Source organism: Hymenobacter caeli (assembly GCF_013294115.1).
Classification (GTDB): Bacteria; Bacteroidota; Bacteroidia; order Cytophagales; family Hymenobacteraceae; genus Hymenobacter; species Hymenobacter caeli.
This window is the reverse complement of sequence record NZ_JABSNP010000009.1, coordinates 160,339-174,179: the sequence shown is the minus strand read 5'-3', so window position 1 is coordinate 174,179 and position 13,841 is coordinate 160,339. Positions and strand designations below refer to the sequence as shown.

Genomic DNA, 13,841 nt, shown 5'->3' with positions numbered 1-13,841 from the left:
CGGCCCTATTTCCTATCCAATATTTTATGTCTCCCTCCGCTACCGCGCAGCTGCCAACGCCCGTCGTTCCGCCTTTGCCCGCGCTGTTTGACCAGCTGGGCCAGTCGTACGTGCTGGCCGACCGGCAGGGGTTAATTCTGGACGTGAACGCCACGTTCCTGGCCCTCACCGGCTACGAGCGGGAGCAGGTGCTGGGGCGCTCTTTCCACCGGCTGTTCGTGCCGCCCCTCGAACGCGCCCTGCGCGAGCAAACGTACCAGAACTACCTGCAAACCGGGCGCTGCGACGAAGGCCAGGAGCACACCGTGCTCACCCGCTCGGGCTACTCGCGGCTGCTGCGCTGGCAGTGCGGCTTCGCCCGCGACCCCAGCGGCCGCGTGACGGGCATCTGGCTGGCCGGCCAGGAAACGGCCGACCGCAGCGTGGCCCCGCGGGTGCTCACCGGCGACGGCTCGCACCTCCAGGAGTTCCTCGACAACGCCCAGGACCTGGTGATGCACCTGAGCGCCGACAACGCCCTGCTCTTCGTGAACAAGGCCTGGAAGGAAAAGCTCGGCTACACCGACGCCGACCTGGCCCAGCGCACCCTCACCGACGTGGTGCACCCGTACTACAAAGCCAAGCTGCTCTACCAGCTGCGCAACCTGTACGAGGGCGAGCCGGTGAACAAAATCGAAACCGTGTTCCTGACCAGCACCGGCAAGCCGGTGCACCTGATTGGCAGCCTGAGCGCCGTGCGCGAGGCCGGCCAGCCGGTGAGCGGCCGCGCCATCCTGCACGACATCACCGACCGCATCAAGGCCGAGCGCCTGCAAAAGGTGTACTACAGCATCGCCAACCTGGCCATCAGCGCCAAGGACTTGGCCGCCCTCTACGGGGCCATCCACCGCGAGCTGAGCAAAATCATCGAAACCAGCAACCTGTTCATCGCCCTCTGCGACGACGCCCGCACCGAGCTGCAGTTTTCGTACTACGTGGACCAGCACCCCGCGCCCCGGGCCCACGCCCCGCGCCCGTTTTCCAACGGCCTCTCGGAGTACGTCATCCGCGGCGGGCAGCCGCGCTTCCTCACCCGGGCCGAAATGCAGGAGCTGGTGCGCAACGGCACCATCACGGCCTTCGGCCAGCTGCCGGAGGTGATGCTGGCCTCGCCGCTGAGCGTGGGCGAGCGCATCATCGGGGTGCTGGCCGTGCAGGACTACCACCGGCCCGACGCCTACGCGCCCGGCGACCTGGACGTGCTGCACTTCATCTCGAACCAGGTGGCGCTGGCCATCGAGCGCAAGCGCAACGAAGAGCAGATTCAGCGCCAGAACGCCCGCCTGAACGCCATTTTCGAGAGCGGCTCGCACCTGATGTGGACCGTGGACGGCCGGGGCCAGCTGGCCTCGTTCAACCGCAACTACGGGGCCTACTTCCTGCGGCGCAACGGCGTGCCCGCCACCCGCGGCCTCGACCTGCGCAAGGCCGACCTGGCCCGCATGGAGGAAGACGCCAGCGCCACCTTCGTGCAACACTACGAGCTGGCCGAAACCGGCCAGCCCCAGCGCTTCGAGGTGCGCCTGCGCGATTTGCGCGGCCGCGACCTCTGGATTGAGGTGCACCTGAACCCGATCTACCTCGGCGACGGCTCGTTTGAGGAAACCTCGGCCATTGCCCACGACATCACCGAGCAAAAGCGGGCCCAGCTGGCCCTGGAGGCCCAGGAAGAGAAGTTCCGCTCCATCTTCGAGTCGTTCCAGGACGTGTACTACCGCACCGACGAGCAAGGGCTGCTCACCATCGTCAGCCCCTCGGTGCGCGACGTGCTGGGCTACGAGCCCCACGAAGTGCTGGGCCGCCCGGTGAGCGACTTTTACTTCGACGCCGAGGCCAACGCCCGCCTGGCCGGCCTGGTGGAAAACACCGGCAGCCTGCGCAACTTCGAAACCGCCATGCGCCACCGCGACGGCCGGCCCGTGAGCGTGCTCATCAACGCCCGCCAGGCTGTGCAGGGCACCCCCGGCACCGAAGGCATTGCCCGCGACGTGACGGAGCTGCACCAGATGCAGGACGACCTGCTGACGGCCAAGAACACCGCCGAAGCCGCCCTGGAGGCCAAAACGCAGTTCCTGGCCAACATGAGCCACGAGCTGCGCACGCCCATGAACGGCATCATCGGCATGATTGACCTGCTCAACCAGACCGTGGACACCGACGAGCAGCGCGAGTACGTGGACACGCTGCGCAAGAGCAGCGACGCGCTGCTCACCATCCTCAACGACATCCTCGACCTGAGCAAGATTCAGGCGGGCAAGATGCGCGTGCAGGAAGGGGCCCTGGAGCTGAACGCCGTGCTCGAGCGCATCCGGGCCCTGTTCCTGTACCGGGCCGAGCAGAAGCACCTCGCCTTCACCTACCTCATCACGCCCCACACGCCGCGCTACGTGGTGACGGACGAAATCCGGCTGCTGCAAATCCTCTCCAACCTGGTGGCCAACGCCCTCAAGTTCACCAACGAAGGCACGGTGAGCGTGGTGGTGTCGTCGGTGGCCACCGAGGACGACTTCCACACGCTGCGCTTTGCGGTGCAGGACTCGGGCATCGGCATCTCGCCCGACGACGCCTCGCGGCTCTTCACCAACTTCACCCAGCTCGACAACACGTCGAGCAAAACCTACGGCGGCACCGGCCTGGGACTGGCCATCAGCCGGCAGCTGGCCGAGCTGCTGGGCGGCGAGATTGGGGTGTTTTCCGACACCGGCCAGGGCAGCGTGTTCTGGTTCACCATTCGCTGCCGCCAGGCCGAGGCCGGCGACCTGCCCGTGCCGCTGCCCGAATCGGACGAGCCAGTGCAGGTGTTCCTCACGCCGCCCCGCATCCTGCTGGTCGACGACAACCCCATCAACCAGAAGGTGGGCCAGCGCCTGCTGCACAAGCTGGGCTGCCTGGTGGACGTGGCCGTCGACGGTCCCGACGCCATTGCCCAGGCCACGGCGCTGGGCGCGAACTACGATTTGGTGTTCATGGACATCCAGATGCCCGACATGGATGGCGTGACGGCCACCCGCGAAATCCGGGCCCGGCTGGGCAAAGCCTGCCCGCCCGTGGTGGCCATGACGGCCTACTCGATGCAGGAAGACGCCAGCCGCTTCATGCGCCAGGGCCTCGACGACTACGTGGGCAAGCCCGTGAAAACCCAGCGCCTGCACGAAGTACTGCACCGCTGGGTGCGGCCCCGCCCCGCCCCGGGCCGCAAGGCCCGCGCCGCTCCCGCGGCTCCCGCGGCCCTGGGGCGGCCCCCGGTGGTAGCGGCGCCCAAGCCAATGGCCCCGGCCGTGGTGGCCCCGGTGGAAGTGGCCCCGGCAGCATTGGCCCCTGTAGTCGCGCCCCCGGCAGCAGTGGTCCCGGAAGCCACGCCCGTGCCCATTGCTGCCGTAATCCCCGCCGTACAGCTCACTTCTCCCCCCGCGGAAGCAGGGCCCGCCATAAGCACCTTGCCGGCCCTCGACGGGGCCGTGCTGCTCCAGCTCCAGGAGCTGGGAGGGCCCGAGTTCGCGGCCGACTTGTACCGGGAATTTGAGGAAGAAGCCAGCCAGCTGCTGGCCGAAGCCGCGGCCCTGGTGGCCGCGCCCTGCGAGGCCAACGGGACGGCGCTGCTTTCGCCGCTGCACCAGCTCAAGGGCACGGCCGCCACGGTGGGCGCCGTGGCCGTGGCCGCGCAGGCCCGGGTGCTCGAAATTCAGCTCAAAGCCGACCATGCCGCCGACGTGGAACAGAACTTTCTCGTGTTACAGCATTACTTTGCGTCGTTCGTGACTGCCTACACCCTCGCGCTGGCCCTGCCCGCCGACGTTGCCCCGGGCTAGTTGCTGCGCTGTCTTAGTTTTCCACCCCCTTTGCCCCGCCCGCCATGCCCCCCGAAACCAGCACTAAGACCGTGCTCATCGCCGAAGACAGCTCCGTCATCCTCAACCTAACCCGCAAAATATTAGAGCTACAGAAATACAAAATTGTGCTGGCCCGCAACGGCGGCGAAGTCATTAAGCAGCTCGAAGCCACCCCCGTGGATTGCGTGCTGATGGACATCAACATCCCCGTGATGGACGGCATGGAATGCACCCGGGCCATCCGCCGCCACGCCGACCCGGCCATCAACCAGCTGCCGGTTATTGCCATCACCGGCAACGCCAACAACTACTCGATGGAGCAGTTCCGCGAAGCCGGCGTGACCGACTACCTGCCCAAGCCCCTGGACTTCGACGCCCTCGTGCGGGTGGTGAAGCAGTACGTGAGCTGATTGATGAGCTGTTAGCTACTATTTAAGCTGTTTGCTACTAGCTGTTAGCTATTAGCTCTCGTTCAGCGAAGAAGCTAGCAGCTAGCAGCTAACAGCTTAAAAAAGAATGACCGTTACTTTCCTTGGCACCGGCACGTCGTCGGGGGTGCCCATTATTGGCTGCACCTGCCCGGTGTGCCGCTCGCTCGACCACCGCGACCACCGCCTGCGCACGGCCGTGCACATCGCCGTGAACGGCCGCAGCCTGGTGGTGGACACGGGCCCCGACTTCCGGCAGCAAATGCTGCGGGCCCGCGTCACGCAGCTCGACGCGCTCTTGTTCACCCACGAGCACAAGGACCACACCGCGGGCCTCGACGACATCCGGGCGTTTAATTTCCGCCAGCAGCAGGAGATTCCGGTGTACGGCGAGCCCCGGGTGCTGGAGCAGCTCCAGAAGGAGTTCGCCTACATTTTTGCCGAGCACAAGTACCCCGGCGTGCCCCGGGTGAGCCTGCACCCCATCCTGGCCGACGATGCGCCGTTTGAAGCGGCCGGCATTGCCGTGCAGCCGCTGCGGGCCCGCCACCACCGGCTGCCCGTGCTGGGCTTCCGCATCGGCGGCTTCTGCTACCTCACCGACGCCAACCACCTGCCCGACGAAACCCGGGCCCTGATGCACGGGGCCGACGTGGTGGTGCTGAACGCGCTGCGCCGCGAGCCGCACATCTCGCACTTCACCCTGGCCGAGGCCGTGGCCGTGCTCGAAGAGCTGCAACCCCGCCGGGCCTACCTCACCCACATCAGCCACCAGCTGGGCCGCCACTTAACCGTAGACGCCGAGCTGCCCGGCTGGATTCGGCTGGCGTATGATGGGTTGCAAGTGGAGGTGTAACACCATGTGGCTACTTCCTTCTGTGCAGGCGCGGTTTAACTCACCACTCTCCAAAACTGAGCTGTTGCAACGTATTCAAGCCAATACAACCAACCGCATTTTTGAGTGGACTGACAAGCCATTTCGGGGGCAGATTGCCGATAGTTCGTTTGAGCTGCATCGTATCCGTTGGTTCAATAATGTCTCGAATCGGCCCCGTATTACTGGCACGGTCGAACCTTTGCTCAACGGTGAAGGCAGCGAACTCAAATTGCGAATCTGGTTATATCCCGTGGGATTTTGGTTTGGTGCATTCATAGTCTTGCTGATAAGTCTAGTGGCAATGCTGATAGTGGTTGAACCAGTAAGAAGCAGTTCTATGTCTCCACTGGCCATATTTATTCCATTCGGAATATTAGGATTCGGCCTAGCTTCTGTCCTTGGCCCTTTTTGGGTTGAAGTAAAAAGCCTGCGCCTATTGTTGACGAAGCTGCTGCTTTTAACAGAAATTACTCCTGCTTAGCGTTTGGCTACCTGGTTGTCTCAATGCACACCAACTACTATTTCCTGCGCCAACTGGCCCCGGCCCTCACCGCGCAGCTGCGGGGCTACCGGGTGGCCAGCTGCTTCTCGCAGGAAAAGGACGAGCTGGTGGTAGGCCTCACCGACGGGGCCCGGGAGTTTTGGCTGAAGGCGCAGCTGGGGGCCGTTTTTCCGGCCCTGGCCTTGCCCGAAACGTTCCAGCGGGCCCGGGCCAACTCGGTGGACTTGTTCCCAGAGTTGCTGGGCCAGCAGGTGGAAGCCGTGGCCGCCTGGCCCCAGGACCGGGTGCTGCAAGTAAACTTCCGGAGCGGGGCCCGGCTGGTATGCAAGCTGTACGGCCCGCGCCCGAACGCCATTTTTCGCCCCGCGCCCGAGGGCCCGGCGCAGCTTTTCCAGCAAAAACTGCTAGCTGATGCGGACCTGCGCCCCCAGCCCGCGCCGGGGGGGCCCTCCGACCAATCCGCTGAATCCGATACATCCGCGGTTCCGGCCAAGCTGCCCCCGCCCCTGGCCGACCTGCCCGCCCGCTACCTCCGCGCCCACGGCTACGACCCGGCCCCCGCAGCAACCAAGACGCGCCTGCTGCACCGGGTGCTGGCCCAAGTGGAAGCCCCGGCCCACTACTACCTCATCCGGCTCGACGGGCGCACCCGCCTGAGCCTGCTGCCGCTGGGCGACGTGCTGGAGACGCTGCCCGGTGCCGACCCCGTAGGGGCCCTGCGGCGCTTCGTGCCGCTGGCCCTGGCCCGCCGTGCCCTCGAAGCCGAAACCAAGCAGGTGCACCAGGCCCTGGAGCGCCGCGCCGCCGAGGCCACCGCCAGCGCCGAACACGCCCGCCAGCGCCTGCACGCCTTGGCCCACGAGGCCGGCTACCGCCACGCGGCCGACCTCATCATGGCGCACTTGCACGAGATTCCGGCCGGGGCGGCCCAGGTGGAGCTGCTGGACTACTACACCAACCAGCCCCGGCTCATCAAGCTCAAAACCGGCGAAAAGCCCCAGCGCACCGCCGAAAACCTGTACCGCAAGGCCAAAAACCAGCAAATTGAGGAACGGCAGCTCAGCCAGCGCATCGAGCGGCGCGAGGCCGAGGCGTTCGAGGCCCTGGAGCGGCTGGAGGAGCTGGCCACCCGGCCCGCCCTGGCCGAGCTGCGGGCCTTCCGGGCCTGGCGCAAGCAGCACGGGCTGGAGCCCGCCCCGGCAGCCGGCAAGCTGCCCACAGAGCTGCCCTTCAAGGTATTCGAGGACCGGGGCTTTACCATTCTGGTGGGCCGCAACGCCGCCAACAACGACTTGCTGACCCAGAAGTACGCGCACAAAGACGACTACTGGCTGCACGCCAAGGACGTGAGCGGCTCGCACGTGGTGGTGCGCCACCGCGCCGGCCAGCCCGTGCCGGCCCCCGTGCTTGAACACGCTGCCCAGCTGGCCGCGTGGTACTCGCGCCGCCAAAACGACTCGCTGTGCCCGGTCACCGTCACGCCCAAGAAGTTTGTGCGCAAGCCCAAGGGGGCCCGGCCCGGCCAGGTGGTTGTGGAGCGCGAGCAGGTGCTGCTGGTGGTGCCCACCAACCCGTTCGAGGCCCAGGACCGGTAGCAATTTAACCAGCCAAAACATAAAAAAAGCCCGCTTTCGGCGGGCTTTTTTGTTCAGTGCGCGCGGGGAGATTCGAACTCCCACACCCGAAGGCACCACCCCCTCAAGATGGCGTGTCTACCAGTTTCACCACGTGCGCAAACTTGGGGCACTGAACCAGGCACTGCGGCCGAAGCCGGCTCCGCTGAGGCGGCGAAGCGGGTGCAAAGATAAGGTTCTCGGTTGGCCCCCACAACGGCGAGCGGCTTTATTTAGCTACCCCGCTCCCCACCTTCATTGTTTACCAACCGATAAATTGCCTATTTTACTGCTCTCCACGCTCATTCTCTGAACCATGACTACCCAAAGTTCGGCTTCCGACACCGGTTCATTCTTTGGCCGCCTGGCCGAGCAAATCACCAAATTCTCGGGCTCGACGGCGGCTTTTACCGGGGCGGCGGGCGTCGTGCTGCTGTGGGCCGCCACGGGGCCACTGTTTCACTACTCCGAAACCTGGCAGCTGGTCATCAACACGGGCACCACCGTGGTCACGTTTCTGATGGTATTTCTCATTCAGCGGGCTCAAAACAAGGATTCGCTGGTGGTACACCTCAAGCTCAACGAGCTGATTGCCGCCACCCAGGGGGCCAGCAACCGCATGATCAACGCCCAGGATTTATCCGAAGAAGAGATAAACACCCTGCACCGATTCTATTGCCTGCTGGCCGAAAAAGCCAAGCAAGACACCAGCCTCGGCCAAACCCATTCGGTGGAAGAGGCCGAAGACAACCACGACGAGAAAATGGCGGCCCAGCGCGGCGAAAAATAAAAAGGGCCGCTTCCTCGTCGGAAACGGCCCTTTTTGGTCAAAATTGGGGCGGCTCTACCTGGCCTGTACCAGGGGCGAATCCACGAGGTGCTCCGACACGAACCACACTTGCAGCTCGTTGGCCCGCATCACGTCGCTCACCGCCAAGTCATTGGTGCCGTCGTCGCCCGAATCGTCGGCTTTTTTAGCGATTTCGTGGCACTCGGCCAGAATGATTTGGTGGGCTTCGAGCAGCCGCGAAATCTGCACGGGCGCCTCCTCCCGGTCGCGCGGGGGACGGGGGATGAGGGTATTCTCGGCCACGTCGTGCGCCATGGCGATGGCCACGCCGCCCAGAATCTGAATGCGCTCGGCGATGGTGTCCACCAGTTCCGACTGCTCTTCGTAGTGCTTGTCAAACAGCAGGTGCAGCTGGTAAAACGTGGGGCCCGTCACCTGCCAGTGGCTTTTCTTGTAGAGGTCGCGAATCGACATCGTGTCGGCCAACAGCTGGTTCAGCATTCGCACGCTTTCCAGGCGCACGTCGTCGGCCAGGCCGATGGGCAAGCGCTGGCTCACCGTGCCAAATTTCTGGGTGACGGCCGGGGCGTTGATTTGCTGGTTCAGGATGGGCTGCACATTCACCGCCTTGTTGGGCAGGTTGGCAACGGCCACCGAGGTGGTCACGTCTTTCACAGCTTTTTTAGGAGCGGCAACTTTAGTTTTGGCAGGAGCAGCCATAAAGCAAGAAATTTAGAAGATTTTTTAGAGAAAAGGTTGCGGAAGCAACGTGTCCTTTATACGCGAATGCAGCGCCGGGGTTAGGGCCCCGGATATATTTGTGAAGTTTATCGCGCTGTTTTGCAACGCGTACCGAGCAGCCACGAATTTCGATTTTTCCACTACCATCCGTTTATGCCCTTCCCTTTTTTTGGCGACGACAAATCGACGGTGGCGCGGCTGCTGGCCACGCTGCCCCAAACCGGCCGCCTGGAATGGATTGGCCGGCGCCCGGCCCGCCGCCAGCCCCTGGTGAGCGTGCCCGAAGCCGAAGTGCTCGCCGACGCCCACCTGGCCGGCGACCACGCCCGGCCCAAGGCCGGCGGCAAGCGCCAGATTACCCTCATCCAGGCCGAGCACCTGCCCGCCGTGGCCGGCTTCCTGGGCCTGGCGGGGCCCCTCGACCCCGCCCGCCTGCGCCGCAACCTGGTGGTGAGCGGCCTCAACCTACTGGCCCTCAAGGGCCGGCAAATTCAAATCGGCGACGAGGTGCTGCTCGACATCACCGGCGAGTGCCACCCCTGCTCGCGCATGGAAGAAGAGCTGGGCCCCGGCGGCTACAACGCCATGCGCGGCCACGGGGGCCTCACGGCCCACATTGCCCGGGGCGGCACCATCCGGGTAGGCGACGCCGTGCGGGTGGTGGCCGGGACCGACGACTTGACCGCCAACGCTGCATCGCCTTCAGTACCGGGTGCCAAGTCTCCCAAATAAAAAAACCTTTCACCAGGGGCGAAAGGCTTTCTGAAGCTATGAAAACAACTGTGCGTACCTACGCGCGGCGCGGCGCGTTTGGATTGCGGGCGGGCAAAAAAATCAGGCCCCGTCCATCCGCACGATTTTGGGCGTGAACGAGCCGAGCACGTCCACCAGATCGCGCTGGCTGGCCATCACGGCGCGGATGTCCTTGTAGGCCATCGGGGCCTCGTCCAGCCCGCCGCCAATTAGTTCGATGCCGTGGTCGGCGAGGTGCTGGCGCACCTGGCTTTCGCCCAGCTCGGCCTTGGCGCGGGTGCGCGACAGGAGCCGGCCGGCCCCGTGCGAGGCCGAGGCCAGCGACGCCGCCGCGCCCCGCCCCCGCACGATGAAGCCGGGGGCCGTCATCGAGCCGGGGATGATGCCGAGCACGCCCGCCCCGGCCGGCGTGGCCCCCTTGCGGTGCGTGACGACCGCGCGGCCGTCGGCCAGGCGCTCTTTCCAGGCGAAGTTGTGGTGGTTTGCCACCTTTGCCAGGGGCTTTTCGCCGAGGGCTTTGGCCAGGCGGCGGTGAATCTGGTCGTGGCAGGCCGCGGCGTAGTCGCCGGCCAAGGTCATGGCGGCCCAGTATTCCTGGCCGGCGGCGGTGTCGAGGCCGAGCCAGGCGAGGTGCTGGGCTTCGCCGGGCAGCTGGCACACGTCTTTGGCCAGCTGGGTGTAGCGCTCGGCGATGGCCGCGCCCAGGCCCCGCGAGCCGGAGTGCGAGAGCAGGCCCAGGTACTGGCCCACGGGCAGGCCCAGCTCGTTGGCGGGGTCGGTGATTTCGACAAGGCCGAACTCCACGAAGTGGTTGCCGGAGCCGGACGTCCCGACCTGTTCGGCCGCTTTGTCGAGCTTGTTTTTCAGGAAGGGAATCTCCCGAAACTCGGGCCGGTCGAGCACGGCATGGTCCAGCCGCTGGCCCCGCTCGAAGCCCCGGCCGCTGCCGAAACGGGTATTTTCGAGCAGGCGGCCGCGCAGCTCCTGGGTGCGCTGGGCGAGGTAGCGGGGCGGCAAATCGAACACTGACAGGGCCATGCGGCAGCCAATGTCCACGCCCACGGCGTAGGGAATCACGGCGTTGTCTGTCGCCAGCACGCCGCCGATGGGCAGGCCGTAGCCGTGGTGGGCGTCGGGCATGAGGGCCCCGGCCACGGTCACGGGCAGCTTCATGGCAATTTCCATCTGGTGGATGGCCCCCGGCTCGATGTGCTCGGCCCCGAACACGGCGTAGTCCTTGCGCTCGACCAGGGCGATGTGGCGGTCGGGCGGCGGCAGCAACGCGGCGGCCGTGTGGCTCCAGTCAAGGTCCGTGAGGTAATCGTTGGGATGGGCAATGAGTTGCCCCAGCAGCGCCAGCTGGTCGGTTTGAGAGAGTTTTTTGAGGTGCTTGCGCTGCAATTGTGCCAGCGCCAGCCCAATGGCCCGGCCTTCCGGAAACCCGAGGGCGCGAAGGTCGTTGCCGCGTAATAAATTGGCCATAAAAGGGAAAGTTGCACGCGAAGCAGGACCGCGCTAATCAGGGGCCCCGGCGTTGATGAACAGTAAAAAAATTAGCCGCAATGGGCCGGGCAAAAAGGCGCAGCGCCGGTTAGCATTTGCTCTACCAGACTGAGCTACCGCGGGCACGCCAGCGGGCAGGATTCGAACCCGCGACCTAATGAATCGAAGTAAGGCAGTGCTACGGCACCGGCCCGTGGGGGCCATAAAAACGGAGCAACAAGCGGCTGGCGTGGGGCCAAATGGCGACGTGACAGGTCGAAGGAACGCCAGCCTACGGCATCCGTTTAGGGGCAAAAAAGATTGAAAAAGGTATTATACGTGCTTGGACAGGTCCAGCCGGGCTTCGGCCAACCAGCGGCCGACTCAGAGCCGCTCGTCGGCGGCCATGCCGCGGTTGTGGCGGCCCCGGGCCTGCACCACGAGGCGCTGCGGCAGTACTTCGAGCGTGACGACCGGGCGGCGGTTGATTCGCAGCGAAAAGATGCCGCAGCGGCCCCGGCGGCACGATTCCACGTAGGAGGCCACGCAGTGTTGCAGGGTGCGCCCCTCCTCCACCAACTCGCCAAACGTGGTGAGCTGGGTGATGCGCACCCCGCCCTCGTCGCCGCCCACGAAGTTGGGCACGGCCAGGCCCTCCCAGGCCGTGCTGAATGGCAGCGAGCTGTGGGTGTGGCCGCGGAGCCGCGCCAGGCGGCGGTGCCAAGCCGCGGTTTGGGCCAGCAGGCTGGCCACGGTGCGGCCCTTCAGCGAGAACCCGGGCTGCGCCCGCTCGTGGCCGATGCCCACGCTCCGCTTCTGGTGAATCCAGTCGCAGACCGGGCCCAGCTGCCGCGGGTCGACCAAGGGCGCGGCGCGGAAAAGGTCCACCACGCCCAGCCAGAAGTCGTCGTCGGGCCCCGGTCCTTCGCGGCCCAGGCGCGATTCCAGCACCACGCCGAACCACTCCAGCGCATCGCGCACGGCCAGCTGGGCGTAGCGGTAGGCTTCCAGAAAGGTGCAAGCGGCGGACGCTTGGCGCATTTCGTGCTCCAGGCGCTTGGTCAGCGGCACGGGCAGGCCCCCGAAGCTGCGCAGCGACTGGCCCCGCCCGAGGTGGACGGTCAGCGCGGCGAGGTCGAAACCCGGGTGGGCGGCGGGGGCAGCCGTCCAGGCCCCGATCACCCAGGCCAGTACGTCGCCGTACCGGTCGAACAGGTGGCGCACGAGGCTTTCGAGCTGGAAATGCACGTTTTTGCGGTGCGGCGTCCAGTCCGCCAGCTCGCGCTGCCGCGAGCCGTAGTGCGTGCAGAGCGCCCCGAGGGCCCCGGCCAGGTCGGGCCGTTCCAGCAGGGCGCTGCGCCGGCTGGCCAGGGCCAGCAGAAACGCTTTGCTGCGGCACTGCGCGTCGGCCGGGCGGCCGGCTACGCAGTGGGCATAGAGCTCGCTCAGCAGGGAATTGCGGGCGAATTGCGCGTAAAAATCCGGGGTTGACTCAGCGGAAAAAATAAATTCAATTTGCCGGACCGGCGACCAGTTGCGCCAGTTCGCGTGCCCGGTCAGCACGATCAGGGCCCGCTGCGTGCGTGCAGCGCCGGCCGAGATGGGTTTGTTGCGGTTAGACATGGAGCAGAAGCGCGGGCACAAAGCCCGGCAGCCAGTGAAAAATGACGGAATAATTTAGCGAAGCGGAAGTATTGGGGGTGGTCGTTGAGCATGATAAATGGGTCGGTTGAGCCATCGGAATGGTGGTAAAAAAATGACGTTGAGAAGGGCAAAAAACGCGCAGCTGCTTGGTTTTTTCAGTACGAAGGATGGCTGCGCTACGGCACCTTTCCAACGCCTTCCCCCGCCGGGGCAACAAGCGCCCGGCCGTCTAGTCCTGCTCTGCCACTGAGCTACGGAAGCGGCCTGGCGGCCACTTCCGGCGGGACTCGAACCCGCGACCTGGGCATTAAGAGTGCGAAGTATGGCCGGGCTACGGCACCCGGCGGGGGTTGGCTTAGGAAGTATTGGGGCAAAAAGCGGCGGGTGTTTTTTACTGCGCGTCTAGCCGTTTCGCCACCCACCGTTTTCATGCGGCGGGGCGGGATTCGAACCCGCACTCCTTGCGGAATAGTACCCGAAGTAGCACCTGCCTACGGCAGCCAATGCAAGCTTTTGTTTCCGGTTGGGGCAACAGTCGCCCGGCCAGCTGGGGCGGCCCTACCACTGCGCATTCGCCCTGCCTTGCGGCAGCACTTCGGGAGTCGAACCCGCGGCCGCCCCTAATTTGGAGCGAAGGAAGGCCCGGCTACGGCACCCACCCGGAAACGTACTTCGATTTAATTATTATCCGAAAAATTCAGGGCGACAGTCGGCGGGCGTATAGTTTCGTCCGAAACCGAAATTCCGGGCCGGGGCTCGAACCCACAGCGCCGGGTGGGGCGCCGGAAACGACCAGAAGTAACGCCCATCTACGGCACCTGAACCGTGCGGATGCAGCCGGGTTGGGACGGGCCACGCCGTGGCACCGTCCCGGCCGGCGACTGCGCCGAATTGCGCAGCCGTCTTCCCAATCGCAGAAGTTTTTTAAGCTGTTCGTTATTAACCGTTAGTAAATCAATAACTTATTGACTGGCAACATATAATCTGGTTATTTTTTGCATGGCTAATCAATGAATGAATAAGGGATATATTCGTGACATAATTCAGAAATTAACCTGGGAATGACGGCCGCTTTAACAATTAAATAAGTCATTCCCAGGGCCGCATTTTATTAATTAATTCGGGGTAAACAAGGGCAACGA

10 protein-coding genes and 1 tRNA gene are annotated in these 13,841 nt (G+C 64.8%); 7 read left to right on the top strand and 4 right to left on the bottom strand.

The features are described from left to right. Window positions 1-26: 26 nt before the first annotated feature. The 5 genes from HNP98_RS11425 to HNP98_RS11405 all read left to right on the top strand — a co-directional run bounded on the left by HNP98_RS11425 (window position 27) and on the right by HNP98_RS11405 (window position 7,271). Window positions 27-3,848 (top strand): PAS domain S-box protein, encoded by a 3,822-nt coding sequence (locus tag HNP98_RS11425; RefSeq protein WP_173810201.1) that lies wholly within the window; start codon window positions 27-29, stop codon window positions 3,846-3,848. A gap of 44 nt (window positions 3,849-3,892) precedes the next feature. Beyond that, the gene (locus HNP98_RS11420) at window positions 3,893-4,279 is read left to right on the top strand and encodes a response regulator (protein WP_173810200.1); all 387 of its coding nucleotides are present in this window, start codon (window positions 3,893-3,895) and stop codon (window positions 4,277-4,279) included. 106 nt (window positions 4,280-4,385) lie between these two features. Then, entirely contained in the window at window positions 4,386-5,153 is a 768-nt protein-coding gene (locus tag HNP98_RS11415) for an MBL fold metallo-hydrolase (protein WP_173810199.1), read from the top strand. Between the two features lie 4 nt (window positions 5,154-5,157). Then, window positions 5,158-5,655, top strand: coding sequence for a hypothetical protein (locus tag HNP98_RS11410; protein WP_173810198.1), 498 nt, complete (start codon window positions 5,158-5,160; stop codon window positions 5,653-5,655). A gap of 23 nt (window positions 5,656-5,678) precedes the next feature. After that, window positions 5,679-7,271, top strand: a complete 1,593-nt coding sequence (locus HNP98_RS11405) for an NFACT RNA binding domain-containing protein (protein ID WP_173810197.1) — start codon at window positions 5,679-5,681, stop codon at window positions 7,269-7,271. 57 nt (window positions 7,272-7,328) lie between these two features. On the opposite strand, the gene HNP98_RS11400 is transcribed toward HNP98_RS11405, so the two are convergent. Further along, window positions 7,329-7,410 (bottom strand) — tRNA-Leu (locus HNP98_RS11400). Between the two features lie 195 nt (window positions 7,411-7,605). On the opposite strand from HNP98_RS11400, the gene HNP98_RS11395 reads away from it, so the two are divergent. Then, window positions 7,606-8,079 carry a low affinity iron permease family protein gene (locus tag HNP98_RS11395; protein ID WP_173810196.1) on the top strand — a complete coding sequence of 158 codons (474 nt, stop codon included), beginning with the start codon at window positions 7,606-7,608 and terminating at the stop codon, window positions 8,077-8,079. A gap of 54 nt (window positions 8,080-8,133) precedes the next feature. Here the strand turns inward: HNP98_RS11395 and HNP98_RS11390 are convergent, their stop codons facing one another. Continuing rightward, window positions 8,134-8,799: a Dps family protein gene (locus HNP98_RS11390; protein ID WP_173810195.1), complete on the bottom strand. Its 666-nt coding sequence runs from the start codon at window positions 8,797-8,799 to the stop codon at window positions 8,134-8,136. A 174-nt stretch (window positions 8,800-8,973) separates the two neighbouring features. Here HNP98_RS11390 and HNP98_RS11385 point away from each other — a divergent pair, with 174 nt between their 5' ends. Continuing rightward, window positions 8,974-9,552, top strand: a complete 579-nt coding sequence (locus HNP98_RS11385; RefSeq protein WP_173810194.1) for an MOSC domain-containing protein — start codon at window positions 8,974-8,976, stop codon at window positions 9,550-9,552. 102 nt (window positions 9,553-9,654) lie between these two features. On the opposite strand, the gene HNP98_RS11380 is transcribed toward HNP98_RS11385, so the two are convergent. Both HNP98_RS11380 and HNP98_RS11375 read right to left on the bottom strand, forming a co-directional pair. Beyond that, window positions 9,655-11,055 carry an RtcB family protein gene (locus HNP98_RS11380; protein WP_173810193.1) on the bottom strand — a complete coding sequence of 467 codons (1,401 nt, stop codon included), beginning with the start codon at window positions 11,053-11,055 and terminating at the stop codon, window positions 9,655-9,657. A 384-nt stretch (window positions 11,056-11,439) separates the two neighbouring features. Beyond that, window positions 11,440-12,678 (bottom strand): PcfJ domain-containing protein, encoded by a 1,239-nt coding sequence (locus tag HNP98_RS11375; protein WP_173810192.1) that lies wholly within the window; start codon window positions 12,676-12,678, stop codon window positions 11,440-11,442. Window positions 12,679-13,841: the final 1,163 nt, after the last annotated feature.